Raw genomic sequence first — 26,179 nt, forward strand, 5'->3', positions numbered from 1 at the left:
TCAGGCGGTTTGTACCGGGTCAGCGCGCAACGCTGATGCGCGTTTCATCATGATAACCGATGCCGAATCACCCCCGCGCAAGCTGTCGGCCTTTTGGAAGGCGGCAATAGCCTCAGCAAAACGTTCGGCGCGGAAGTGGGACAGGCCGGTCTCATACGCGTCGATCCAGTCACGGGGCCCAGTGAAACTGTCCGCCATGGCGATCAGTTCAAACACCACCAGTTCCTTCGACCGGCCCATGATCTCTACCGTGTCCAATTCGCGCACCACGATGGACTCGCCCGCCTCGCGCCTAGTTTCGGGACCGATGATGATCGAGCTTCCGTAACCCTTGTTGGCCCCTTCCAGGCGGCTGGCCACATTCACAACGTCACCAATCGCGGTGTAGTTCAACCGCTGCTCGGACCCGATATTGCCGACCAGCGCCTCACCACTATTCAAGCCGATCCGCACGCGCAACGCGTTGTCGTTTTCGCGTTGAAGGCCCGATTTTTCCACCACATCGATCAGTTCAAGCGCGGCGCGGCAGGCATGTTCGGCGTGATCCGGATGCGCCCGGGGCGCGCCCCAAAAGGCCATCACCGCGTCGCCGATGAACTTGTCGATGGTCCCGTCATGCCGTTCGATGGTGGATGAGGCCGCGCTGAAAAACGGCTCCATCAGCTCCACGATCTTGGGGCCGTGCTTCTCGGTCAAACCGGTGAAGCCCGACACATCGCAGAACAGAACCGAGATCTGTTTGGTCTCACCACCGGGCTGGGTCTTGATCCCTTCGGCCACCAGCATCCGAACCAGATCGGTCGGCACGTATTTGCGGAAGGCCGACAGACCCACCGCCATGCTGGCCGTTGCCGCCGACAGGTTCTCCAACTCGGTCAGGCGCGAGGGGCGGCGCGAGACCTGTTCAACGTCAAACCGCTCGATCCGGCTCAGGTCCTCGGCCACGCGGGACAGCGGGTTCGCCACCACGTGGCGCACGAACCAGATCGCCAGACCGATGGCCACAACCACGACCCCAAGCAGGATGTAGACGAGATTGACCAGCGTCCGGTCGATCCCCGACAGGAAAGCCGATTCCGGGATCACCGTAGCAACCCGCCAGCCGTAAAACCCCAGCGGCGTCAGCGCCACAGCATAAGGCACGTCGTCATAAACGATCCGCTTGGTCACCGGGCCGGGCGTCTTGTTTTCTGCATCCGCCATCAGCCGTTCGCCCGAGATCTTGGCAACCTCATACAGCTCTCCCTCACCCATCCGGGCCGGAGTGACCTCATCCGCTTTGGGATCGGGAATGGCGATCACCTTGCCATCGGCGTTCAGGATGAAGGCCGCGCCGAACTCGCCCGGGCGCAACGAGCCCAGAAAGCGCGACAACCGGTCAGTGTCGATGGCCACCGCCAAAACACCCTGCCGCTGACGGCGCACGTCAATTGGACCGGCGAAGGCATAGACGGTCTTGTCGCTGTCCGGCAGGTCCCGGACCTCGATCCAGTCGGGCGTGTCACGGGTTATGAAATTGCGGTACCAGGCATGCGCGCGTGGGTCGTATCCGGTTTCGGTAAAGCTGCGTTCCTCGAACTGGATATCGCCGGGGATGAAGATGTAGCGATCCTTGCGCAGTTGCCGGTCGCGGATATTCTCGTCGATCTCGATCATCTCCAGCCCGCTGTCGCCCAGACGATGGGCGGCAAAGAAATTGCCGTCGGGCCAGCCGAAGGTGATCCATGAGATATTGGGCTGCGCCTGCAGCTGCGACAGAAACACAAACTCGCGCTTGTCGGCCTGACGGGTCTGGATGACGTTCTGGATAAAGATGGTCCGCACCGCGGCCCAGGCCGCCTCGGCTGACCTTAGGGTCAGGCCCAGTTCGGTTTTTACGGTGTTGGCGATCTGGCCATTGATCTCGGCCGCCAGCATCCGGCTGTTTTCCCGTGCCGTGGTCCACCACAAAGAATGCACGACAAAGGTCGATACACCGATCGACAGGGCAACAAGTATAGATACGGCGATCCCGACACTGACACGCATTTTGGCTCCACAACGGCCCTTGCCGGCAGGAACAAAACCTCTCTGCCGCAAGGTCGGGCCGAGCTTAGTGGGTGCACCACGCCGTTACCAGACGGTTGAGTCCGATATCCCAACTTGTTTACTTGACGTTGAACGAAACCGGGTTTCAGGCCAGTGATGCGCAGCCTGTTAGCGCCGCCGCATCGTCATCGATGATCCAGACCGAAGGCGAAAGCGATACATAGTCGTTTTTCTGTAACAAAGCCGCGCAGCAAATCTCGGCCCGTTTGCCCACAAGCGAGCTGCGCGCAACGCCCCCGGCCAGAAAGATTCCATCGGTGGGCAGGTAGGCCACCTTCAATTCACGCAGCAACACGCCGATCAGATGCGCATAGCTGTCAAGCGCCGTGTCGAATGTGTCGTTTCCGGGTTCGCCAGTTTTGGCGATATAGGGCGTGGCACTGTCAACGCGCTGCCCTGTGACCAAGGACAGGAACTTGCGGCGGCCACGGCCCGAGAACAGCGTCTCGACCGTGGGAAAGGCTGCGGACAGGCCCGGTTGCACGTCCTCCAGCGCAGCGCTGACCGAGCTATAGAGGCTTGCATGCCCGGCCTCGACCGGCGGGCAGACCGTCCGGTCGCCCAGATCGACCGCCGGGCTGACGTTGAAACCGGTGCCGATCCCCACCACCAGCGCCTGTGGTTGCTCAGAGCCCAGTGGATCATTTTCCACGACAGACAAAAGCTGCGCAGGTTTCAGGTGAAAGGCCGCGTGGCCCAGGGCGGTCAGATCATTGATCACACGCACCCGCGCGCCCGAAAAGCGCGACGACAAGGCAGGGCCGTCAATCACCCAATCCAGATTGGTCAATCGGCCCTTGTTGCCGCTGACCGGCCCGGCCATCGCGACCACGATCTGGTCGGGGTCGCGGGCACCGACCTCATCGAAATAAGCCAAAATCACATCCTCGAACCTGGCGTAGTCCGCGTTTTTGTAGCCCTTGGCGTTTTCGATCAACACGGAACCGGCCCCTGTCAGGGCCAGCCGCGTGTTTGTGCCGCCAATATCCGCAACCAGTCGCATGGGGTCAGTTCAGCCGCTCGCCGGTTTCTTTTGCGAAATACGACACTTTGCTCATGTCGATGGCAAAGTTCAGCATCTCTCCGGCTTTGGCGCTGGTTTCGGCGTGCAGCCGTGCAGTGACCTGCTTGCCGCCCAGTTCCGAGACCACATAGGTATCGGCCCCGGCGGGTTCGACCATGTCGACCAGACATTCGGCCTCTTGCACCCCTGCCCCGGCGCGGAACCCGGCCTCGGCGATGTCTTCGGGGCGCAGGCCAAGGATCACGTCCTGCGGCAGCGACAACTCGCGCGCATCGTTCAGAACCAGCGTGTCCCCGGACGGGCGCGAAATGGCGATCTGCGTGCCGGGGCCGTTCTTGCTGGCCTGCGCCGGGATCAGGTTCATTGCGGGCGAGCCCATGAAATCGGCCACAAACAGGTTGGCCGGGTTGTTGTAGATCTCGGCCGGGCTGCCGATCTGCTGCACGACACCACCCTTGAGAACGACAATCTTGGTCGCCAGCGTCATCGCCTCGATCTGGTCGTGGGTCACGTAGACAATCGACGCGTCCAACGTCTGGTGCAGCTTCTTGATCTCGGTCCGCATCTCGACCCGCAGCTTGGCGTCGAGGTTCGACAGCGGCTCGTCAAACAGGAACAGCTTGGGGTCGCGCACCAGTGCCCGTCCCATCGCCACCCGCTGACGCTGACCGCCGGACAACTGGCTGGGGCGGCGGTTCAGCAGCGGCTCGATCTGCAGCAATTGGGCCACCTGCTTCAGCTTGGCCTCCTGCGTCGCCTGATCCACCCCGCGCACCTTCATGCCAAAGGTGATGTTCTTGGCCACCGACATGGTCGGGTACAAAGCATAGGATTGAAACACCATTGCGATATCACGATCCTTGGGGCTGACATGGGTCATGTCATTGCCGCCGATGGACAAGGTGCCGCCGGTGATCTCCTCCAGCCCCGCGATACAGTTCAGCAGGGTGGACTTGCCGCAGCCCGACGGCCCGACCAGCACCAGAAAGTCACCCGGATCGATCGAGATGTTGATGTCCTTCAGAATCTCGGTCGCGCCGTAATTCTTATAGAGTTTGTTGATGTCGAGAATAGGAGCCATGGGTCTTATCCCTTCACAGAACCAGCGGTCAGGCCGCGGATGAAATACTTACCGGCAACGACATAGACGAGCAGCGTCGGCAGCCCCGCGATTATCGCGGCAGCCATGTCGACGTTGTATTCTTTGACGCCGGTGGTGGAGTTTACGATGTTGTTGAGCGCCACGGTCACGGGCTGCGTCCCCGCCTGGCTGAATGACACGCCGAACAGGAAGTCGTTCCAGATCTGCGTGAACTGCCAGATCACGGTCACAACGATGATGGGCAGTGACAGCGGCAGGAAGATCGACCAGAAGATCCGCAGGAACCCGGCCCCATCGACGCGCGCGGCTTTGGTCAGCTCGGCCGGGATGGTGACATAGTAGTTGCGGAAAAACAGCGTGGTGAAACCCAGCCCATAGATCACGTGGACAAAGATCAGACCCGGAATGGTTCCAGCGATGCCCATCATGCCCAGCAGGCGCGCCATCGGCAGCAGAACCACCTGGAACGGGATGAAGCAGCCAAACAGCATCAGCGAGAAGATGATGTTGGCACCTTTGAACCGCCACTGCGCCACGACATAACCGTTCAGCGCGCCCAGCAGGGTCGACAGGGCCACCGCTGGCACCGCGATCAGGACCGAGTTCCAGAAGTATGGCCGCAGGCCTTCGCATTGGATACCGGTACAGGCCCCGGACCAAGCGGTTTTCCAGGCGTCGAAACTGACCTCTCGCGGCAGCGAAATCAGGCTGCCAGTGCGGATTTCCTCAAGGCTTTTCAGCGATGTGGTTAGCATCACAAAAAGCGGCATCAGGTAATACAGCGCAAACAGGCCCAGCAGGACGTAAAGCAGCCAACGCAGGGCAATCTTGCCAGCGGCGCTTTGGGTGCGAGTTTGGGTTTGGGGCATCGACAGATCAGTCATTTTTCGCCCTCAGCTCTGAATAAAGATAGGGAACCACGATGGCAAAGACGACCAGCATCATGATCATCGCGGACGAGGCCGCCTGACCAATATCGCCGCGCGAAAACGCCATGGCGTACATATAGGTTGCTGGCAGGTCGGTCGCATACCCCGGACCGCCGCCGGTCAGGGCAATGACAAGGTCAAAGCTTTTGATCGCAAGGTGGGCCAGAACGATGAAGGCCGACAGGAAGATCGGGGCCATCGACGGGATGATGATCGCCGTATAGATGCGCCATGTGGGGATACCATCGACCTGTGCGGCCTTGATGATCTCACCATCCACGGACCGCAGACCGGCCAGAAACAGCGCCATGACGAAGCCCGAGCTCTGCCAGATCGCGGCCATCACGATGGTGTAGATGGCGTAATCCGGGTTCACCAGCCAGTCGAATTCGAAATTGGTAAAGCCCCAGCCCTGCACCATGGATTCGATCCCCAAACCGGGGTTCAGGATCCACTTCCACGCCGTGCCGGTTACGATCATCGACAGCGCCATCGGGTACAGGTAGATCGTGCGGATCGCCCCTTCGACGCGGATCTTCTGATCCAGCAGGATGGCCAGCAGCAGGCCCAGCACCATCGCAATCACGATGAACAGCGCGCCAAAGATATACAGGTTGTTGATTGCCGTATCCCAGCGGGGCGAATCGAACAGGCGTTCATATTGGATGAAGCCGTTGATCTCGTATTTCGGCAGTAATTTCGATCGGGTTAGTGACACCCAAGCCGTCCATCCGATAAAGCCGTAGACAAAGATCAATACGGCAATGAACGACGGTGCCAGCACCACCTTGGGCAGGTGGTTTTCCAGCCATTCGGACATTTTAGCCTCCGGGGAAAGGTGCTCTGCCCCGTCAGTATAAGGGGCAGAGCGATTTGGATCAGTAGCTGTTGGCCACTGCGGTCGCCAGTTGCTGAACTGCGTCAGCCGACGACATATCCGAGTTGAAATGCGCGGTCACAACATCCGTAATCGCACCGGACTGCGACCCGCGCAGCGCCATGCCGTGGGCATAAGACGGCAGCAGCGAACCTGCGTCCGAGGTCGAACCCATGTCTTCGGCCGACAGGTTGGCGCAGATGTCAAAATCATCCAGCGCAACGTCGGTGCGTGCAGGGATCGAGCCTTTGTTCAGGTTGAACACTTTCTGGAAGTTCGGCGCAACGATCAGCTTGGCCAGCAGGTCCTGACCGGCTTTCTTGTCATCGCCGTCCACGTCGAACATGGCAAAGCTGTCAACGTTATACAGGTAGCCGTCACCGGGGGTCGAGGCACACAGGAAATCCTCGCCGGGCTTCTTGCCCGCCGCCAGGAACTCACCCTTGGCCCAGTCGCCCATGATCTGGAACGCCGCTTCGCCGTTCATGACCATCGCGGTGGCAAGGTTCCAGTCGCGGCCCGAGAAGTTCTCGTCCACGTAACCACGCAGGGTGCGCATCTGGTCAAAGACCTGAACCATCGTGTCCGAGGTCAGCGCGTCGGGGTCCAGATCAACCAGAGCTTTCTGGAAGAACTCAGGCCCGCCAATGCCCAGAACCACGGTTTCAAACACGGTCGCGTCCTGCCACGCCTGACCACCATGCGCCAGCGGGATCACACCAGCGGCCTGCAGCTTCTCGGCAGCGGCGTTGAACTCGTCCCATGTAGTGGGCATTTCGATGCCATTGGCCGCCAGAACGTCGGCGTTGGCCCAAATCCAGTCGACGCGGTGCACGTTCACAGGTGCCGCGCACCACGTGCCCTCACACTGCATGTGACCGGCGATCGAGGCGGGCAGCACATCGGCCCAGCCTTCGGCCTCGGCGACGCTGGAAATGTCGGCCAGAACGCCCTCTTCATACCATTCCTGAATGGCGGGGCCTTTCAGCTGAACGGCGGTAGGCGCGTTACCGGCCAGAACGCGGGCACGCAGCGCGGTCATCGCCGCATCACCGCCGCCACCGGCCACCGGCATGTCGGTCCATGTACCGCCGTTCGAGGCGAACTCTTCCTGCAGAACGGCCACCGATTTGGCTTCACCACCCGATGTCCACCAATGCAGAACTTCGGCCTGCGGCTCGGCCACAACAGACGACGCGACCGCAATGGCCAGTGTCGAAACGGTGGCAAATGCAAAACGATTCATTATGTGTCTCCTCCCTGAGAACTCAGTGACTGCGAAAAGCAGCGATGGCTGCATTACTGCGACCGGATCATCATCTGGCAACGCAGAATCCGCGACGAATGCGTGCCACTGCCCAAATTTTCACCGCTTTTGTTACAGCGTGTTACGTTGACATTGAATCTGTTTCCGTTCGTTACAATGCATGATGTCGGAGGCGCAGAAATCGGGAGGAGAAACCGCGTGAGCATTCCGCGACTTTTGGTGGTGGATGACGACCCCGAGATGCGGTCGATGATGACCCAGTTCATGCATCAGAACGGGTTCATCGCCCTGCCCGCCAGTTCCGAAAGCGAAATCCGCTCGCATCTGACGTCGGGCCGGATCGACCTGATTCTGCTGGACGTGATGCTGGGGGACGAAAACGGGGTCGAAATCTGCGCCCGCCTGCGCGCCGAACAGGATGTGCCTATCATTCTGGTCTCGGCCCTGTCTGCCGATCATCAACGCATGGCTGGGTATGAGGTCGGGGCCGACGACTATATCGCCAAGCCCTTCAACCCCCAATTGCTGCTGGCCCGTGTCCGCGCCGTGATGCAGCGCGCAAGGCGCACCCCCTCGCTGGCCTATCGCCGCCGGACCAAGAGCTTTCGGTTCAACGACTGGAGCTATGACGGCAAGCGCGATGAGGTGCATTCGCCCGAGGGCTATCTGGTATCCCTGTCGCAACGGGAAACCGCGCTGCTCAAGGTTCTGCTGGCCAACCCGCATATCCCCCTGACACGGGATGAGATCGCCGCCGCGCTGGATGTCACCGGCAGCGCCGACAAGCCCGAGGCGCAGGGCCGCGCCATCGACATGCTGGTCGGGCGGCTGCGGTCCAAGATCGAGGCCAACCCGAAAGACCCGCAGATGCTACGCACTGAACGCGGGGTCGGTTATGTCTTCGCCGCCGAGGTTTCGGTGGAAGAAGACGCATGACAGCGCGCGCCCCGCGCCTGCGCAGCCTGGGCTGGATCTGGACCGGGGCGGCCTTTGCCTCGGGCCTGCTGGCGGCGGGGCTGTGGTTCGCCTCGGCCCGCGCGTGGGAGGACTTCCTGACCCGCGCCTATGTCGCGGGCTTCGCGGTCTACGAGGACCTGCGCATTGGTCAGATCCCCCCGCCAGGGATCACCATCACCCCCCTGCCCGCCCAGGCCGCAGCGCTGGCCGATGCCGGGCTGTTCGAGCAATTGCCGGGCCTGTCGGACCGCAGTTTTGTTACCAACCTGTCGATCCTGACCGACAACACCGCCCCTCTGGCCGGGCGCGAGTTGACGCTGGCGGTGATGTCCGACCGGCTGGTTTATCCGGTGTCGGATATAATGTCCGGCATCGATCAAACGCCCCCCGAGAAACTGGCCAACCTGACCCGCCTGCTGGCCACCTATTGCAGCGAGCCGATCCTGATCGCGCAATTCGGGCGCAGCCCCTGGCAGCGGGTCGATGGCACCGGGGTCTGGGGCTGCAAGGCCGCCCCTGCCGATTTGCGCCTGCCCGCCATTCTGGCCGCGATTGTGGCGCTGGCGGTCATTCTGACCTCGGTCGGCAATGTCTCGGACAGCTTCACCCGTTTCGCCACCGCTCTGCACGACCGCAAACGCCGGGGCGGGCCAAACAGCTATGACGCGGACGGGCCTGCAGAATTGCGCGAGATCGTCTCGGCCGTGAACGCCCATCTGGATGACGAACGGATGCAGCTGGAAAAGCGCGCCACGGTTCTGTCCGGCGTCAGCCACGACCTTGGCACCCCCGCCACCCGCGTTCGCCTGCGCGCCTTGCTGATCGCCGATGACGAGCTGCGCGAAAAGCTCGAGGCCGATGTGGACCAGATGACCGGCATGATCGAAAGCGTGCTGACCTACACCCGCTCGGAACTCAGCATCGAAGAGCCGCAGCAGATTTCTCTGACCGCTTTGGTCGAGTCCCTCGTGGCCGATTATCAGGACATGGACCTGCCGGTGACGCTCAGAAAAATCGCTCCGGTCAAGATCGAGGGCGCACCGTCGGTATTCATGTCGCGGCGCGGCCATGGATCTCTGCCGGAAACCCGGCGCATGCTGGTGATGGGGCGGCCTATTTCGCTGAAACGCGCCTTGACCAACCTGATCGACAACGCGCTGAAATACGGTCGCCGCGCCGAGGTGCAACTGGAAACCGACGCCACCACCGCGACGATCACGGTCGAGGACAAAGGCACCGATCTCTCGGTCTCGGATATCGAGGCGCTGATGGCCCCGTTCCGCCGCGGCTCGAACACCGGATCGTCAGACGGGTTCGGCCTGGGCCTGACCATCGCGGCAACCGTCGCCGAGCAACACGGCGGCGGCTTGAGTTTCGAAGCCGGAGATCAGGGCCTGCGCGCGCAGATTCAGATTACCCGGCAATAGGTCTTTGAATGAACGCGCCCGCCGCGACTTAGCGGAACCAGTAATCCCAGCCGTCAAGGTAATAGCCGATCAGAGCATGGGATTGCAGCGTATTGGGGGCACAGACCAGTAATTAAGGATAGCGTGACAGCCATTCTAAGGGTTTGCGACACATCCTCGGGTTTTGCTAAAATTCTAGACCTCCATCCGATTTACAATCAAAATCAAGCCTTTTTGCGCGTTACATTGGGCGTGGTAACAGATTTCTGTCACTCCCGATAAGTACCGCTTATCATGTCTAATTGATTTTGCGAGGAAATGCGCGCAGAATGGCAGCCATGACACCGCCCGCACCGTATTTGCCTGCCGCCTCCCCTGCGCTGTCACAAGCGGACCAGGAGGCGCTGACCGATCTCTATATCCGCGGCACCCCCGCCAATACGCTCAGGGCCTATGAGCGCGACCTGCTATATGTCACAGCGTGGAAATCTGCCCGGTTCAACGCTGCATTGGACTGGCCCGAGTCTGAGGCCACAGCCCTAGCCTTCATTCTCGATCACGCCCGCGATCTTGAAGACGCACCGAATGAGGACCGCGCCCGGCAGGCAGCTGAGGCACTGATCGACCGGGGTCTGCGCAAGTCGCTTGCCTGCCCTGCCCCGTCCACTTTAGACCGGCGCATCGCGTCCTGGCTGGCGTTTCACCGGATGAAGAACCTCCCCTCCCCGTTTGACGCGCCTCAAGTGAAACAGGCCCGGGCCAAGGCGCGCCGCGCTACAGCCCGGCCCCCTGCCCCGAAAACGCAGCACCCGATCACGCGGGACGTGCTCGAGCAGTTGCTCACCACCTGTCGGGGTTCTCGGCGCGATTGCCGCGACCGCGCCATCTTGATGCTGGGTTGGGCTTCTGGTGGTAGACGGCGCTCGGAACTCACCGTTCTGATGCGCGAAGACCTCTCGTCAAAGGAGTTCGAAAAGACTGGCGTGGTCTGGATATCGCTGCTGGAAACCAAGACCACCACCAAGGACGAGACCCCACGGCTGCTGCTGAAAGGCCGCGCAGCCCAGGCACTGGTGCATTGGATTGAGGTTGGCGGGATCGAGGATGGTCCATTGTTCCGCCCCATCTCCAAGGCTGACCGGGTGCTGAAACGCCGCCTCAGCCCGGATGCCATTGCGCAGATCGTCAAACATCGACTGGCACGGGCCGGGCTGCCTGAGGACTTCGCCTCGCCGCACGGGTTGCGCTCGGGGTTCCTGACCCAGGCCGCACTCGACGGCGCCCCGATCCAGGCCGCCATGCGCCTGTCGCTGCACCGCTCCCTCGCACAGGCGCAGAAATACTATGACGATGTCGATATCACAGAAAATCCGGCGGCGGATTTGTTGGGGTAGGAACAAAAAAGAAAACACCGGGCTATGGACCCGGCGCTTCGCCTTACCAATTACATGTATCAATCTTACCCATGGGTAAGACTGTCATCCTCCTGCAAATCGTCAATCAGAGTGGCAATGGCCTGTTCCAACTTGGCTCTATCCACACGGGTAAAGTCGAGATCATAGCGCAACTCAATCCTACCACTGGATGCCGAACACTTGGCCACCCCTGCCCTACCCGACACCTGAAATGTGGTTTTCGCACGGCGCGTTTTACCGCTCCCGGATGCTATAGGTTTTTTGAGCGCGCTGGTCTTCGGTTCCACAAATTCTCGAAGAATGGATACTTCTCGCGGGCCATCGCGATCAGGTTCGCTCATCACCGCCGTGCTGACTTGCCGGATCAATCCCGGATTGGCATCGAGTTTGCGTTTCAGTTCGACCCCCAGATTACGGGGAATTTCATTGGGGTGAATGAGCACCTTGTCCAGCATCATCAGCAAACTGGCGAAAGATCTAATGTAGCTCCGCTTGGTATAGCTGGCGGACTTGAACAGAATCGCCACGGCTTTGTCCACGTCTGGGCAATCATTCGCCGGGTCGTCTGCGAAGGCCCGCGCCAGCGCACCCATTTCTGCAAAGGAGATATCCTTGCGGATCAGGTTCTCATCAACCATCCGACGGTAGCTGTCATTCAGATCGGTCGCATCGGAAATGCCCGCCGGGATTTTCGCATAAGTCTCGTCGCCGGTTTCCTCATGCAAAGCCCGATACGCGGACAGGCGGCGCATCCCCTGGATCAGGTCGAACCGACCGTCCGACCGGCGTTCGAGACGAATGGGATTCGACAGACCGATATCCCGGATCGAGTCTTTCAGTTCCTCCAGTTCGGGGTCGACACCGCTCTTGCGGTCGCGGGTCAGTTTTTCGGTTACGACATCCGCCAAGGCCACATGCTCGGTCACCAAACCTTCGGACCGCAAGCGAACCAGTTCATGCGCCAGACGGTCATTCTCGGCGCGGATGGAATCCTCGGTCGATTGCTGATTGCGCAGCGCATCGGCGTTTTCCGAGATCGCCGTCGCCATCGGCCCGCGTCTTTTTTCCAGCACCTTGTCCGGAACCTTGCCAACCGGGATGTCATCCATGGCCGGCATGTCGATGTCGAACATTCTGCGTTTACGGCTCATGCGTCATCCTCCAGCTTATCCCAGGCCGACAGCATCACGCCCCGGAATTCTTCATACACATTGTCAAAGGTCGAGCGCGCACGGCGCCAAGTCTCGCGCGTCATCTCGCGGTAGTCCATCTCGTAGACCGAACTGAGGAAGCGGCCAGATTGTTCGACAGCGCGTGTCATCTCGACCGGGTGTTCCGCCACATGTTCGCCGAACACCTTCTTGAACGCGTCGAACATGGCCAGGTGCAGCGCATTGCCCGGCTCGTACCGGGTCAACAGAAAGCGCAGTTCGCAGAACGTTTTCGGCAGACCAATCTTACCCGTGGGTAAGGTCTTATCGAAACCATAAGCCAGATCTTCCAGCGCCTCGGCCAGCTGGCCGATGAAGGACGTCGTCGAGTCATATTCCCAATAGCCCGGGCCGGAGGGAACGTAGAGCATATCCGCGGCGAACACCGCGTTCATAGATTGGTAGCCGATCGCAGGCGGGCAATCGAATAAGATCAAGTCATAGGCATCGTCAGGGATCTGATCCAGATAGCGCGACACCGCGGCAAAGAACGACCACTCGGGGTTTAGATGCCGATACTGCGCCGAGGCAAATTCCACGAAGGCGGCGTTAGCGCAGGAGGGCACGACATCAATGGTCGACCACGAGCTCTGCTTGATGAAGTCCGAGATGCGCAGATCGCCGAGACCCATATCGGTGATTGATGGCGGCAACTCGCGGTGGGGCAGGGCGGTCCCTGATTCGGCAGCAGCGGGGCGGTTGTTCATCCTCTCGGTCTCGCGGATCAGATCGCGGGCCATGATACCCCAAACAGTGAAATCCTCAGCCACGTCAGTCAGACCCATGGAATGGCTCAGCGTTGCCTGCGGGTCGAAATCCACCACCAGCACACGGTAGCCATCCAGCGCGGCGGCGTGGGCCAAATGCAGGGCAACAGTGGACTTGCCGGCGCCGCCTTTGAAGTTGGCCACGGCTGCTCGGATGGCGCGTTTGCCGGCGGGGCGAGGCGGCATGAGGGACTTGCGGTTCACCTTGAGCCGGCGGCGCAGCTCATTCACCTCTTCCAGGCTGAACCAGCGCTGGCGGCCGTCAGGCTCAACCTCGCCTCCGGGCAGCGAGGGGTCGGCGGCCAGCTTACCGCGAAAAGTGGATTGGTTGACGCGAAAGATCAGTTCGGACACTTCCCAGCTTGAAAAGCGGCGGAGGGTCTTTTCCATCTCGGGGCTGAAGGTCTGCTGGCGAATCCAGCCCTGCAGCTTGAGGGACTGGTTGCGCAATGCATTAAGGTCTTCGTGCGTGTACATGCCTCAGGTCTCGTTCTTTGGGACGCTATTTTCTACGTTTTCTCTTTTTACGCTTAAATTGCACATTTCGCAAAAGGAAATATGATGAGTGAATAATCGTACCCACGGGTAAGAAAACAAGGGGTTCCCAGCCACCGACTGATTCGGGGGTCGTCGCCTCCAACGCCGCCCAGCTAACGTTGCCAGCGTCAGTATTTAGGGGGACGAAATCGGTAGAACCACCCCATTTAGGGGGACATAACAAGGAAATAGGGGGACTCCCAAGCTGTCCCCCATCACCAATACTTCACCCATTTTCTTTTTGAAATTGGATTTGGATTTGGATCAAACTCCCGCTCAAATCAGACTCCGCTTGACAGAATCGTCGGTTTGGACGCTAATCAGGGCAACACGACGAAAAGCGTTGGAAAACGACGCGGTATAGGCGGTGTCATCCGTCCGAGGCAGATAGAACGGTGAGAATAGGGATGCAGGTTGCAAAACCGGTCGGGCGAAATGCGCCCGCTATTAAATATGACATTCTCTCGGCGTTGACCGTGCACGCCCTATCCGGCGACAAGCACCGCCAGCGCAGCATTCTCCGCGTTATCGCTCTGATTACCACCCGCTATAACTGGCGCAGCAATGAGCTGTCGATTGGCAGGGAAGAGATCGCCCGGCTCTGGTCGGTGAACGAACGGACCGTAAAACGCGAAATGGCCAAGCTGAAAACAATGGGTTGGATCACCGTCAAACGTCCGGCAGCCCGTGGTCGCGTTGCAGTTTATGAGTTTGATCTGAAGCAGGTGATGGTGGACACCTCCGAGGTCTGGCCCACAATCGGCCCCGATTTCCAGGCGCGGATGACCGAAGAGCCGAAGGGTGACACCAATATCGTGCCATTCAAGGTGAAGCCACCTGCACCCGATTCGAGCGGCGCGGATGTCTGGACGCAGGTTCAGACCATTTTGCACGGGCGCGATCCCGAGCTTTGGTCCAGCTGGTTCCAGCATCTGACCGAGGCCGACAGGGCAGGGGGCGTGGTGACTCTGATGGCACCGTCTCGGTTTATGGCCGACTACATAGCACAGAAGTGGTCCGGGCGTCTGCTCTCTGCCTACGGCCGCGTTGACCCAGAGGTGCGTAGCCTGCGCTTCGAGGCAGCAGAATAGCACCGCCCAAGCGGCACATTTGGCTTTAAAATGTATGTGAAGGGCTACCCTATCAAACATAGATATGTCGGAAATTTTTTTGGAGCGGCCAGTGCCAGCGACTTACTGGACACACCTATCCTGCGATCTTGGCAAATAGCCGAATGCCTGCCGCGTTGGCTCCACTTTCGTAAATGACGATCTTGTCTGGAATTCCATTAGAAGACAGAGCTTTGGCAAAGAACCTGGCTGCCACTGGACGGTTCCTCTGCACAGGCAACATGATATCAAGGGCCGTTCCAGCTTTGTCGACGGCCCAATAAAGGTACATCCATTTGCCGCGAACACGAACATAGATCCCGCCCATGCGCCAGGAACTTAGTGTTGGTCGCTTCTTCGATTGCGCGCGCCCCGCGATTATTGGTGAGTACTTAACAACCCACCTGTTGAGGGTAGTGTGGTCCACCTGCACGCCGCGTTCAGCCATGATCTCTTAGAAGTTACGATAGGACACCGTGTACCGCAGATAGAAGTACGCAGTGTGCAAAGTTGCATCCTTGGGGAAATGACAGCCTTTCAACGAAATCATGCCGAAACCGTTTGAAAAGCTATTCGACGGGAACAAACGTCAGATCACGCATGTTCGTCAATTGGGTCTCATAGTTTGCGACACATCCCGATAGCCGTCGGTGATGTTTTGGCCTCATTATATCGCATATGTAATGTTCAAAAACATTATATTATGCACATAATAAAAGCATGGAGTCTGTGACATGGAATCGTGCAGCGAGTTACCCAAGAGGCCATGAATGCATAAAAGCGGTATTCTCGCGGACTTCCTGCGCGTGGGAAGTCGGGCCGATTTGCCCGAAGTTTAGCCGACTGGCCCCACACCATGTTTGAACGAAGGCCGGCATTGGGCTGGCCTTATGCATCCAAATACGTGACGGAAGGGCTGACCTGCATTTACGCTTTTCCGAGGATTTGCCCCGGTTCTTATCTATACAATGGGAATAACACCGGTTAAGGGGCGGTCTTTACCCTTGGATGATGCGCTGATTGCAATACCGCGCAGCCACATCACCTGGCCGATACAAAGAACCACCACCGTGAAACAAACCATTGCAGATGCGCTTGCGCGCAAGGGCTATGATACTCTGACCCAGATCCAGCAGGCTGTGACCCGGCCCGAACTGGAAGGGCGCGATATGCTGGTTTCGGCCCAGACCGGGTCGGGCAAAACCATCGGGTTTGGTCTGGCGATTGCGCATCGGCTGCTGGAAGAAGGTGACAGGTTCGGGGTGTCGGGGGCACCTCTGGCCCTGGTTGTTGCGCCGACCCGGGAACTGGCGCTGCAGGTCAAGCGTGAACTGGGTTGGCTGTATGCCGATGCCGGTGCATATCTGGCTTCATGCGTTGGCGGAATGGATATTCGGGACGAGCGTCGCGCATTGGCTCGTGGCGCGCATATCGTTGTGGCCACGCCGGGGCGGTTGCGCGACCATATCATGCGGGGCTCGATCGATCTGACGGCGATCCGCGCCGTGGTTCTGGATGAAGCTGACGAAATGCTGGATCTGGGCTTCCGTGAGGATCTGGAGTTCATTCTGGATGAAACGCCGGCAGACCGTCAGACATTGCTGTTTTCCGCGACGGTCCCGCGCGCGATTGCCAATCTGGCGACACGGTATCAGCGCGATGCCGAACGGGTCAGTACGGTCAGCGAGCAAACCCAGCATACCGATATCGAATATCGCGCCATGACGGTGGCCCCGCGCGATGGCGAAAACGCGATCATCAACGTGCTGCGCTATTACGAGGCCCCAAATGTCATCGTGTTCTGCAACACGCGGGCGATGGTGGCGCGCCTGACCGCGCGCCTGTCGAACCGGGGGTTTTCGGTTGTGGCGCTTTCGGGCGAATTGACCCAGAGCGAGCGGTCGAATGCCTTGCAGGCCATGCGCGACGGGCGCGCGCGGGTTTGTGTTGCAACGGATGTGGCGGCTCGGGGCATCGACCTGCCGAACCTTGATCTGGTGGTCCATGCCGAATTGCCAAACAGCCACGAAACCCTGTTGCACCGTTCTGGCCGGACGGGCCGCGCCGGACGCAAGGGTGTCAGCGCGCTGGTCGTTGAACCTTCGTCGCGGAAAAAGGCGGAACGCATTCTGAAATTCGCAAAACTGACGGCGGATTGGGGAACGGCCCCGTCCGCCGACGAGGTGAACGAACGCGATCAGGCCCGGATGCTTGCCTCAGATGACTGGCTGGCAGAGATCACGGAAAGCGAACGTCCTTCGGTTCGGAAACTGGTTGAGGGGTTCACGCCCGAGCAGATCGCGGCGGCCTATCTGCGTCAGTACAAGCTGCGCCATTCCGCACCGGAAGAGCTGGCGGCGGTCGATCAACCCGCTCCGAAACCACGCGCGGCGTTTGGCCCAAGCGTTTGGTTTTCGCTGTCCGAGGGGCGCAATCAGAATGCCTCGCCGCGTCATATGTTGCCAATGATCTGCAAGGCCGGGGATCTGACCAAAGACGATATCGGGGCCATTCGGATTGCAGATGACGTGACCTATGTCGAAATCCGCGAGACCAGTGTCGCAGGTTTTCTGGCGGCCATTGGGCCCGATATGAAGATCGAAAAGACCAAAGACCTCGTGCGTCTGGATCAAGCCCCGGACTTATCAGCAACCGGTCGGGCCGGACCCAATCGCAAGCACAAGGGCAAACCGTTTGGGCCGAAAAAAGACCCCGATCAGGTAAAACGGGATCAGGCCACAGCCCCGCATCGTCGCAAACCCGATCCCGAGGGTCGTGAGCCTTTCAAATCAAAGAAGCGACGCCCGGAACCTGAGCATTCTGACAGAAACGAACGCCGCGACGCTCGGACAGGCGACGGGGATGGTCTGTTCAAGGCGGCGGGGGCAAAACCAAAAAACCGCAAAGCCCGTGGCGCTGCACCCAAAGGCGGCGATACGCAATCGACCCGGGGCGCCTCAAAAGGCCCACCGCCGCCAAAGGGGAAGCCAAACAGCAAAAAGAACCTCGCACGTGCTGCCGCGGCCAAGGCCGGAAAAGGCGGCGATGCGGTTCCGAAACGGCGAAAGACCTAATTTGCTTCGGGTACTACGTGACTCACTCTGAGACGCGAATGTCCTAAGAACGCCGCAGGCGTGGCAGGGGAAGCAAGCGACACTCACGATATTTGATTGGCCCTAACTGCCGGGGCCAAGAGAACAGGTCAGGTTGCCACCATACCACCCGGCAAACACGCCGCGCGAACGTTGACCTTTGAGTTTTCTTTTCAAAAGCAATCCTGCTTGGGTGTTGGGATAGTTACGAAGATAAGCCTCCGCCCAAGCGAGGTTGTGGTACCTATCGCTTCGCGTAGTCCAGAAAAAGGTATCTTGGGGACCGCTTAAGCCAACTGGGTTATTCGGCGCTGCGGATGACTGAACAAGCCATACCAATGCTCCATGGATATCTGTCTGACGGCTCTTATGTCGAAAGCCTTTTCCACCGCCACGCCGCGATGCATCCATCGCAATCACGAGGTACCCGTACGTGATGAACGTGTAATGTAGTTGCCGTTTGGCCGGACGTTTGTTGCGAGCTTGGTCAAATGTACCGGCCAAAGGGGCGTTAGGGCGCATTTGCCGCGCCAGATATGCTAGATCTCTTTCACCTTTTTTGAACGCCTTTCGATTACCTGTTTCTGCACCCCACGCCAAAAGTCCAGCCGCACGGGCGGCATGGCCTTCTTTACCGTACATCTGCTCGAAACCGCCTACTGAGCCTGCCCTTGCCGCAAGTCGATCTCCCCAATCCGCAATTGCGACAACTCTCGGGTCATTTTTTCCCAGAATTGCGCTTAGTGAACTGTGCACCATCGACAAGTTGAGCAGAATGTTCGCTTGCCACCAGGCTGCGTCTATCTTCACGCCATCGTACAAACCTTGCTTTTCGAATGATCTGGCCTGAGCGGCTGCCGCAAGCTGATCGGCGATCTGGTTGGCGTCCGCCTTGGAACCGGTACGGAGTAGATGGGAATTTGCTGCGCCGAGTTCATTCATGAAAACAGCGGGAGGTCGGTCTTTGCCGGACGCTGTTTTGAAGGGTTGAGTGATTGGTGCGGTTGTGAATTTGGAAGGTTTACGTTCCGGGCACCAGGCATTTCTGTAGGAACTATTCGCGGAGAAGAATTCCAGTCTTTTTTGGGCGTTTGCGAAATCGGCCATCACGGGTTTTGCGCCAAAAAAACAAACACAACATATTAAAAATAAAGCGAAAAAAGACCGCATATCACCAATACTCCACCAGAATACTTTTCACTGATGCTAGTGAGGTGTTCTGGAATCAGTCAAGCACCACGCTTGAATTATGAAACTTCCGCAAAACTGTGACTGGCGCATTTCGGAATTAGGGTTTGGGAACCTCAACTATGAACGAACGCTTCCATATTGTTGTGTCGTTCCAAAGAGGGCTGGTTTTGGGAACATTAGGGCCTTGAAAATTTCCGAAATCCTGGTTGCCGCTGCTGTTGTCGGGACTACCCCGCTTCCAATTGGAGAAATTCATGGGCTCATTATTTGCCCATCCCCAGCCACCATCAGGCTCTGCGCCTTCGGGGTCCTGCACCAAGCCAATTAATGGTCCCAGAGCGAGGTTTCCCTCAAACGCCCAGTGCCCCTCATCTTCCAGCGTCAGTTGATACACAAAGTCGTTTTCTTCTTCGTCAGTGATGGTAACGAGGTGTCCACCCAAGGCTTCGGAAACCTTTTCAAGAATCTCAAATTCTGCGCCCCACGTTCTGATTACGTAGTAAGTCGAATCCTCGTATTCGCCGACGGTTACCAAATCAAAAAATTCGAGCAACTCTTCGGGAGATGGATCTAAGGTCAGAAAATCTTCGAGGTATTCAGGGTCAAAACTTTTGGCTTCGTCGGATTTGTTTGACAGAAGGGCAAAGGCTGAGAAGCCAATAGATACTAAGACAACCGCGAACAAGAGGGGCAAGAAGTACTGCCCACGAACCCATGCCTGAAGTCTTCGCGCGGCCTTCTCGTAGGTTGGCAAGGTGGCCTCACCCACCTTGTACACCTTTAGCGGTTGATCAAGGTTTTTGACAAAATGCTCCCCGATCTTTGTGAACCGATAGTCCAAGCTTCCTTTGACTTGCTCAATAACGTTTTCAGCCAAGCAGATGCCGCCAGGTTCCGAAATCGTCTCAAGCCTGGATGCTACATTCACTCCGTGACCCAACAAATCACCGTTGGGTTGCTGAACTACCTCACCAATATTGATACCGATCCGGTACCTCATGCGGTCGCTTGTTCTAAGCTGAGCGTTGTTGGCATTGTGTTGTTCTTGAATAGAAATAGCGGCTTCCACCGCGCCGGTGGGATTGTCAAAACACGCCAGAACACTATCGCCAGCCGTGTTCGCAATCCTGCCTCCGTAAGACTCGATAATCGGATCCATAATCGAGCGAAGCTCTGCAAGGCGATGGAGGGTGGCTTCTTCATCCTCAGAAACGAGTTTTGTGAATCCGGCGACATCTGCCGCCAATATTGTCAATAATCGCCTTGAATTCTTGTACACGCTAAACTCGCAAAAAATACATTCATTGGTTTCGAATTAGGTCCTTTCCGAAAAGTATGCTGGCAGATTTCCGATGCTGTATCAACAAAAGGTAACGGCGCGCGGTACCAGGTTTTAGTTTGGGTGAGAGGAGTTCACCTGTCGGAAAAATGAACCTTGCACAAGGTAAACCCCCTCTGAGCTTTGACAGCGCTGTTCATGGAAAGAATGATACACCTCCGGCAATTTTTTGCCGAGACAGATAGGGGGTTTTGGTCGTCAAGCCGGAAACGTCAGTTTGGACCCGCCGCAGGTGAATTCGACGGATACAAGATTTTACCTTTGCTTAGATGTCCGTACAGCTGGTTTGGCCACTGTTTCCGGAAGCAAGAGATCGCATGAGGTCAATGTGCTTCCGGCGTTCCCTAGTCATCCGTAAGTTCCGCCTTCAGCAACCTGAGCTCTTTGATTTTCTTGAATACTTCTGCCGGGACCGGCTCGTCTGGCTTTGTCTGCAGCATATCCAGTTTCAAGTTCTGAAAATGTGCTTTCACCTTACGATAGCCCGAGGCTTTCTGCGCAAGCCCAAAGTTCTTCTCGATGGTTCCGAAAATCGTTGTACACAAGGCCAATGCCGCCGTCAGGATATTGTTGTCTATTTTGACGGCGGACAGGAACGTGGCCAACGCACCGGCCACTATGACCACCAGCAGAAGTACTGTAGAGAGCAGCCAATAGATCTTCTGCTGCTTTTTAGAAGCCCTTATTTCGCTGTCTATCGCATCTAGTACCGACGTACGAACTGAAGTGTCTTCCATTTCCAACTATCCCCGTACAAGAGCCTGAAGCCAGACTGTCGATGGTGTGACAACCATGCTCAATACTCTGTCATTGTTGGTTTCAAGATCAATTTAAATTGCCGCGTTTCATCGACGCAACGGGCAAAACGCTGCTGGCTGCGGGCGGAGGATATGCCATCGCCGTGGTGCTGGGGCTTGTGTTTGCACTGGCGCAGCGCACGCCTTACCGCATCCTGACCCTGTGCGTGCGGGAATTTGTCGAGTTCATCCGCTCGACCCCGCTGCTGTTGCAGGTGTTCTTTGTTTTCTATGTGGGCCCGCAACTCGGGATCAACCTGTCGCCCTGGACATCCGGTTTGATCGCCATCGGGCTGCACTATGCGGCCTACCTGTCCGAGGTCTATCGCGGTGGCATCGAAAGCGTGCCCAAAGGCCAGTGGGAGGCCGCGACGGCCATCAATATGCCGGTCTTGCAGACCTATCGCCGCATCATCATCCCGCAGGCGCTGCCGCCTGCCGTATCGGGAATGGGCAATTATCTGGTGGGTATTTTCAAGGACACGCCGATGCTGTCCGTGATCGGCGTGGCCGAGTTGATGCATACCGCCAATGCGGTTGGTGCCCAAAGCTATCGCTACCTTGAACCCTATACCATGGTGGGGGTGATTTTCCTTTTGATCTCGCTGCCGACCGCGTTTCTGATTGCTCAGTTCGAAAAATGGGTACGCCGCAAAATGGGAATGAGATAAATGACCGAAGACATGAGCCAGTACCCCTTGCGTCTGGAGGGTGACGACATCCCCATGGTCCGGTTTCAGAACGTGCGCAAAAGCTATGGCGCGCTGACGGTGCTCGACAATCTGAATCTGGATATCGACGCGGGCGAGATGGTGACGATCATCGGGCCGTCGGGATCGGGAAAGACCACCGTTCTGCGGATGCTGATGACGCTGGAGACGATCAACGGCGGGGTCATCTATGTCGATGGGGAGCCCTTGACGCATATGGAAAAGGACGGCGTTCTGGTGCCCGCCAACCCGGCCCATATCCGACGCATCCGCAGCAAGATCGGTATGTGTTTCCAGCATTTCAACCTGTTCCCGCATATGACCGCCCTGCAAAACTGCATGGAAGGGCCGGTTCAGGTTCTGGGCCTGCCAAGGAAAGAGGCCGAGGAACGCTCGATGGAGCTGCTTCAGATGGTCGGCATGGCCGAGAAACGCGACCAGCACCCCTCGCGCCTGTCGGGTGGACAACAGCAGCGCGTCGCCATCGCCCGCGCCCTTGCGATGCGCCCCAAGGTCATGCTGTTTGACGAGGTCACATCTGCGCTGGACCCCGAGGTGATCGGCGAAGTGACCAATGTCATCCGCAAACTGGTGGATGCCCATAACCTGACCATGCTGATGGTCACGCATCAGATGGGGTTCGCCAAGGACATCTCGGACAGGGTCTGTTTCTTCTTCAACGGCGCAATCGAAGAACAGGCGACCCCCGGGGAGTTGTTCGAAAACCCACAACGGGAACGCACGCAACAATTCCTGAACGCAGTTTTGGAATCGAACTGAGCGAACACCTGACCGCAGCCATCCTACTGAAACCCAGCCACACCAGAATTCACAAAGCTCTCGGTAGGGCCTTGCGGAATGACGCGTGGTTACTCCGCAGTGCAACTGCCAGCGCGGATAAAAACCTTTGCGTTATCGCACGGGTATGAGATGACCACACAAATCAGTGGTACGGCACTATTTGAACGAGGCAACTGGGACGATGGAGATTAGGCTTCTTGCCATTCCGGATGTGAAACTGATCACGCCCAGTCGGTTTGGCGATCATCGGGGCTTTTTTGAAGAGACCTATAACCTGGACAGGTTTACGGCCAGTGGAATCTACACGGTCTTCGTGCAGGACAACCACTCGCTGTCCAGCGCTGCTGGAACCGTGCGAGGCCTGCACTTCCAAGCCCCGCCAAAAGCGCAGGCCAAGCTTGTGCGATGCGGGCGCGGTCGACTATTCGACGTGGCGGTAGACATCCGCAAGGGGTCACCCACATTTGGTCATTGGGTCGGCGAAGAGCTTAGCTTTGAGAATGGCCGAATGTTGCTGGTCCCCGCCGGATTTGCCCATGGTTTCATGACGTTGGAGCCGGATACCGAGATTGTCTATAAATGCTCGGACACCTATGCGCCAGAAACAGAAGGGTCCATTCGGTGGGACGATTCCGATATTGGTATTATCTGGCCGCAGGTCAGTGCCGCGCCGCAATTGTCAGAGAAAGACAAAGCAGCGCCAAATCTGCGGGGCTTCGACTCTCCGTTCTCGATTGAGGACGCGTCATGAAAATTCTGGTGACAGGCGGCGCGGGTTTCATTGGCTCTGCCGTGATCCGGCGCGCTATTTCCAAAGGTCACTCGGTCGTCAACGTGGATGCGCTGACATATGCGGCCTGTTTGGAAAATGTCGCTTCGGTTTCTGGGGCGAAGGGTTATTCTTTTGAGCACGCCGACATCCGGGACGCGGATGCGATGGCCGAAATTCTCAGCCGTCATCGACCAGACGCAGTCATGCATCTGGCAGCCGAAAGCCATGTCGACCGTTCAATCGACGGACCCGCCGCCTTTATCGACACCAACATCACCGGAACCTATGTTCTGCTTGAAGCGGCGCGCAGTTATTGGGTGAATGCCGGTCGACCAGAAAGCTTCCGCTTTCACCATGTCTCGACAGATGAGGTTTTTGGGTCCTTGGGTGAGAAAGGTCTTTTCACTGAAGACAGCCCCTATCGGCCTAACTCGCCTTATTCGGCTTCGAAGGCAGGGTCTGATCACCTTGTTCGCGCCTGGCATGAAACCTACGGATTGCCAGTGGTCTTCACCAATTGTTCGAACAATTACGGTCCATTCCAGTTTCCCGAAAAGCTGATCCCGGTCGTGATTCTGAACGCGCTATCGGGCAAGCCTATTCCGATTTACGGCGCAGGGGACAATATCCGCGACTGGCTCCATGTCGAAGATCATGCCGAGGCGCTGTTGCTGGTGCTGAAAAAGGGTGAGCTGGGCCGCAGCTATAACATTGGCGGTGAAAATGAGATGACCAACCTTGAACTGGTCAAAATTCTCTGTGCCATTCTCGATCGGTTGAAGCCGGGTCAAACGCCTTATGCCGATCTGATAACCTATGTTCCTGATCGGCCCGGTCATGACCGTCGTTATGCCATAGACCCGACCCGCGTCCGGAAAGAGCTGAATTGGCGTCCATCCTATACCCCGGAAACCGGGTTGGAGCAGACGGTTCGGTGGTATCTGGACAATGCTGCCTGGTTGAATGCGCTTAAGACGCGCAGCGGTGTGGGCAAGCGGCTTGGGGTTGTCAGGTGAAAGCGCTGGTTTTCGGTCGCAATGGTCAGGTCGCCACAGAGTTGCGCAGGCGTGCCGGGACGCATGGAATTTCGGTTGAAGCGCTGGATCGATCTCGGGCTGACTTAACCGACCCACTGGCTTGTGCAGCCGTCATCGAACAAACTGATGCGGCGGTGATCATAAACGCTGCCGCTTACACAGCAGTCGACAAGGCCGAGGATGAGGCGGATCACGCACGGCTGATCAACGGAGACTCACCGGGAGAAATGGCTCGGGCAGCAGCGCAGCGCGATCTGCCTTTCCTGCATGTTTCAACCGATTATGTTTTTGACGGATCTTCCGATACTCCCCGGTCCACACAGGATCCGACTGGCCCTTTGGGTGTCTATGGCCTGACCAAGCTGGACGGCGAACGCCAGATCGCGCAAGCTGGCGGGTGGTACGCCATCCTGCGAACGAGCTGGGTATTTTCGGCCCATGGCAACAACTTTGTCAAAACCATTCTGCGGTTGGCCGAAACCCGCGATCAGCTGACAATCGTGGCGGATCAGATTGGCGGTCCGACGCCCGCCGCAAATATCGCTGATGCGCTTTTGACCATTGCCAAATCCGGGCAGCGCGCCGACGGAGGCTTGTTTCACTATAGCGGGGGCCCGGATGTCAGTTGGGCCGATTTCGCCCGCGAAATCGTCGCGCAAGCTGGGCTGGCCACCAGCATCGTTGATATTCCGACATTGGAATACCCGACCCCGGCGCGCAGGCCTTTGAATTCAAGTCTGGACTGCGGGCGTATCGAACAGATTTACGGACTTCGACGACCTGCCTGGAAAGCAGGCCTTTCGGATGTGTTATCCGAGATAAAGGTGGCAAACGGCCCCGTCGGAAAAGGATAGGACATGCAACGAAAAGGGATCATTCTGGCCGGAGGGTCGGGAACGCGGCTGTATCCGATCACCACAGCGGTTTCAAAGCAGTTACTGCCGATCTACGACAAGCCGATGATCTTTTATCCGCTGAGCGTTCTGATGCTGTCGCAGATCCGCGAGATTGCGATCATCACCACGCCACAGGATCAAGAACAATTCCAGCGACTGCTGGGCGATGGCAGTCAGTATGGTTTGTCACTCACTTGGATTACGCAACCGTCGCCCGAAGGCCTGGCGCAAGCCTATACTTTGGCCGAGGATTTTCTGGATGGTGCGCCGTCCGCGATGATCCTCGGCGACAATATTTTCTTTGGTCATGGTCTGACCGAGTTGCTGCAAGAGGCGGATGCCCAGGAAAGCGGCGGGACAGTATTCGCCTATCGCGTTGCCGATCCCGAGCGATATGGGGTCGTCGATTTCAACGGTGACAAGGTGCGTGGTATCGTTGAAAAACCCATGGTTCCACCATCGAGCTACGCTGTGACGGGGCTTTACTTTCTGGACGGCGATGCACCGGCCCGTGCCCGTCAGGTGCAACCGTCCGAACGCGGTGAGTTGGAAATTACGTCATTGCTGGAAATGTACCTGCATGACGGTCTGCTGAACGTTTCGACCATGGGTCGTGGTTTTGCCTGGTTGGACACCGGGACCCATGGCTCACTTTTGGATGCAGGTAATTTCGTGCGAACCCTGACAGACCGTCAGGGTATGCAGACCGGCAGCCTGGACGAAATCGCTTGGCTGAACGGCTGGGTAGATGACGCCGTACTGGAGGCGCGCGCAAAGCTGTTCGCCAGATCCACCTATGGCGAATACCTGAAGTCCCTGTTGGGTTAGGCCGCAAGACGAGGTCGAGCACCCAAG

General features: G+C 58.0%; 23 protein-coding genes. 11 read left to right on the plus strand and 12 right to left on the minus strand.

What is annotated here, in order from left to right:
- The 6 genes from ACR0MO_RS07510 to ACR0MO_RS07535 all read right to left on the minus strand — a co-directional run bounded on the left by ACR0MO_RS07510 (position 1) and on the right by ACR0MO_RS07535 (position 7,266).
- Complete coding sequence (locus tag ACR0MO_RS07510; RefSeq protein ID WP_480890503.1) at positions 1-2,028, minus strand: adenylate/guanylate cyclase domain-containing protein; 2,028 nt, start codon at positions 2,026-2,028, stop codon at positions 1-3.
- Positions 2,029-2,173: 145 nt separating this feature from the next.
- Complete coding sequence (locus ACR0MO_RS07515; RefSeq protein ID WP_480890505.1) at positions 2,174-3,091, minus strand: glucokinase; 918 nt, start codon at positions 3,089-3,091, stop codon at positions 2,174-2,176.
- 4 nt (positions 3,092-3,095) lie between these two features.
- Positions 3,096-4,193: a sn-glycerol-3-phosphate ABC transporter ATP-binding protein UgpC gene (locus ACR0MO_RS07520; protein ID WP_170622512.1), complete on the minus strand. Its 1,098-nt coding sequence runs from the start codon at positions 4,191-4,193 to the stop codon at positions 3,096-3,098.
- A 5-nt stretch (positions 4,194-4,198) separates the two neighbouring features.
- Positions 4,199-5,098, minus strand: coding sequence for a carbohydrate ABC transporter permease (locus tag ACR0MO_RS07525; protein ID WP_170630655.1), 900 nt, complete (start codon positions 5,096-5,098; stop codon positions 4,199-4,201).
- On the minus strand, positions 5,091-5,963 hold the full coding sequence (locus tag ACR0MO_RS07530) for a carbohydrate ABC transporter permease (RefSeq protein ID WP_170622510.1): 873 nt from the start codon (positions 5,961-5,963) through the stop codon (positions 5,091-5,093). The genes ACR0MO_RS07525 and ACR0MO_RS07530 overlap by 8 nt, the downstream gene beginning before the upstream one ends.
- 58 nt (positions 5,964-6,021) lie before the next feature.
- Complete coding sequence (locus tag ACR0MO_RS07535) at positions 6,022-7,266, minus strand: ABC transporter substrate-binding protein (RefSeq protein WP_480890509.1); 1,245 nt, start codon at positions 7,264-7,266, stop codon at positions 6,022-6,024.
- Between the two features lie 219 nt (positions 7,267-7,485).
- On the opposite strand from ACR0MO_RS07535, the gene ACR0MO_RS07540 reads away from it, so the two are divergent.
- From ACR0MO_RS07540 to ACR0MO_RS07550, 3 genes are all read left to right on the plus strand, one after another.
- Entirely contained in the window at positions 7,486-8,223 is a 738-nt protein-coding gene (locus ACR0MO_RS07540) for a response regulator transcription factor (RefSeq protein WP_170630660.1), read from the plus strand.
- On the plus strand, positions 8,220-9,671 hold the full coding sequence (locus tag ACR0MO_RS07545) for a sensor histidine kinase (protein ID WP_480890511.1): 1,452 nt from the start codon (positions 8,220-8,222) through the stop codon (positions 9,669-9,671). The genes ACR0MO_RS07540 and ACR0MO_RS07545 overlap by 4 nt, the downstream gene beginning before the upstream one ends.
- 317 nt (positions 9,672-9,988) lie before the next feature.
- On the plus strand, positions 9,989-11,044 hold the full coding sequence (locus ACR0MO_RS07550; RefSeq protein WP_480890513.1) for a tyrosine-type recombinase/integrase: 1,056 nt from the start codon (positions 9,989-9,991) through the stop codon (positions 11,042-11,044).
- A 65-nt stretch (positions 11,045-11,109) separates the two neighbouring features.
- Here the strand turns inward: ACR0MO_RS07550 and ACR0MO_RS07555 are convergent, their stop codons facing one another.
- Both ACR0MO_RS07555 and ACR0MO_RS07560 read right to left on the minus strand, forming a co-directional pair.
- On the minus strand, positions 11,110-12,216 hold the full coding sequence (locus tag ACR0MO_RS07555; RefSeq protein WP_480707849.1) for a ParB N-terminal domain-containing protein: 1,107 nt from the start codon (positions 12,214-12,216) through the stop codon (positions 11,110-11,112).
- Positions 12,213-13,520, minus strand: coding sequence for an AAA family ATPase (locus ACR0MO_RS07560; RefSeq protein ID WP_170622505.1), 1,308 nt, complete (start codon positions 13,518-13,520; stop codon positions 12,213-12,215). Before ACR0MO_RS07560 ends, ACR0MO_RS07555 begins: the two co-directional genes overlap by 4 nt.
- Before the next feature lie 467 nt (positions 13,521-13,987).
- On the opposite strand from ACR0MO_RS07560, the gene ACR0MO_RS07565 reads away from it, so the two are divergent.
- Positions 13,988-14,671 carry a DnaA N-terminal domain-containing protein gene (locus tag ACR0MO_RS07565; RefSeq protein ID WP_170622504.1) on the plus strand — a complete coding sequence of 228 codons (684 nt, stop codon included), beginning with the start codon at positions 13,988-13,990 and terminating at the stop codon, positions 14,669-14,671.
- Between the two features lie 115 nt (positions 14,672-14,786).
- Here ACR0MO_RS07565 and ACR0MO_RS07570 read toward each other — a convergent pair whose 3' ends face one another.
- A complete protein-coding gene (locus ACR0MO_RS07570; RefSeq protein ID WP_480890515.1) occupies positions 14,787-15,137 on the minus strand; it encodes a DDE-type integrase/transposase/recombinase in 351 nt (116 codons plus the stop codon).
- A 622-nt stretch (positions 15,138-15,759) separates the two neighbouring features.
- Here ACR0MO_RS07570 and ACR0MO_RS07575 point away from each other — a divergent pair.
- Entirely contained in the window at positions 15,760-17,763 is a 2,004-nt protein-coding gene (locus ACR0MO_RS07575; RefSeq protein WP_480890517.1) for a DEAD/DEAH box helicase, read from the plus strand.
- 102 nt (positions 17,764-17,865) lie between these two features.
- On the opposite strand, the gene ACR0MO_RS07580 is transcribed toward ACR0MO_RS07575, so the two are convergent.
- From ACR0MO_RS07580 to ACR0MO_RS07590, 3 genes are all read right to left on the minus strand, one after another.
- Complete coding sequence (locus tag ACR0MO_RS07580) at positions 17,866-18,951, minus strand: hypothetical protein (RefSeq protein ID WP_480890519.1); 1,086 nt, start codon at positions 18,949-18,951, stop codon at positions 17,866-17,868.
- A gap of 118 nt (positions 18,952-19,069) precedes the next feature.
- Positions 19,070-20,251: an adenylate/guanylate cyclase domain-containing protein gene (locus ACR0MO_RS07585; protein WP_480873454.1), complete on the minus strand. Its 1,182-nt coding sequence runs from the start codon at positions 20,249-20,251 to the stop codon at positions 19,070-19,072.
- A gap of 404 nt (positions 20,252-20,655) precedes the next feature.
- The gene (locus tag ACR0MO_RS07590) at positions 20,656-21,048 is read right to left on the minus strand and encodes a hypothetical protein (RefSeq protein WP_170622499.1); all 393 of its coding nucleotides are present in this window, start codon (positions 21,046-21,048) and stop codon (positions 20,656-20,658) included.
- Between the two features lie 98 nt (positions 21,049-21,146).
- On the opposite strand from ACR0MO_RS07590, the gene ehuD reads away from it, so the two are divergent.
- The 6 genes from ehuD to rfbA all read left to right on the plus strand — a co-directional run bounded on the left by ehuD (position 21,147) and on the right by rfbA (position 26,152).
- A complete protein-coding gene (gene ehuD / locus ACR0MO_RS07595; RefSeq protein WP_480881847.1) occupies positions 21,147-21,779 on the plus strand; it encodes an ectoine/hydroxyectoine ABC transporter permease subunit EhuD in 633 nt (210 codons plus the stop codon).
- Positions 21,780-22,598 (plus strand): ectoine/hydroxyectoine ABC transporter ATP-binding protein EhuA, encoded by an 819-nt coding sequence (ehuA, locus tag ACR0MO_RS07600; protein WP_480584291.1) that lies wholly within the window; start codon positions 21,780-21,782, stop codon positions 22,596-22,598.
- Positions 22,599-22,800: 202 nt separating this feature from the next.
- Positions 22,801-23,370, plus strand: a complete 570-nt coding sequence (gene rfbC, locus ACR0MO_RS07605; protein WP_480707847.1) for a dTDP-4-dehydrorhamnose 3,5-epimerase — start codon at positions 22,801-22,803, stop codon at positions 23,368-23,370.
- Positions 23,367-24,407: a dTDP-glucose 4,6-dehydratase gene (rfbB, locus tag ACR0MO_RS07610; protein ID WP_480890523.1), complete on the plus strand. Its 1,041-nt coding sequence runs from the start codon at positions 23,367-23,369 to the stop codon at positions 24,405-24,407. Before rfbC ends, rfbB begins: the two co-directional genes overlap by 4 nt.
- Positions 24,404-25,282 carry a dTDP-4-dehydrorhamnose reductase gene (gene rfbD, locus ACR0MO_RS07615; protein WP_480890526.1) on the plus strand — a complete coding sequence of 293 codons (879 nt, stop codon included), beginning with the start codon at positions 24,404-24,406 and terminating at the stop codon, positions 25,280-25,282. Before rfbB ends, rfbD begins: the two co-directional genes overlap by 4 nt.
- 3 nt (positions 25,283-25,285) lie before the next feature.
- Positions 25,286-26,152, plus strand: a complete 867-nt coding sequence (gene rfbA, locus ACR0MO_RS07620; protein ID WP_480890529.1) for a glucose-1-phosphate thymidylyltransferase RfbA — start codon at positions 25,286-25,288, stop codon at positions 26,150-26,152.
- Positions 26,153-26,179: the final 27 nt, after the last annotated feature.

Source organism: Ruegeria sp. K5 (genome assembly GCF_056531805.1).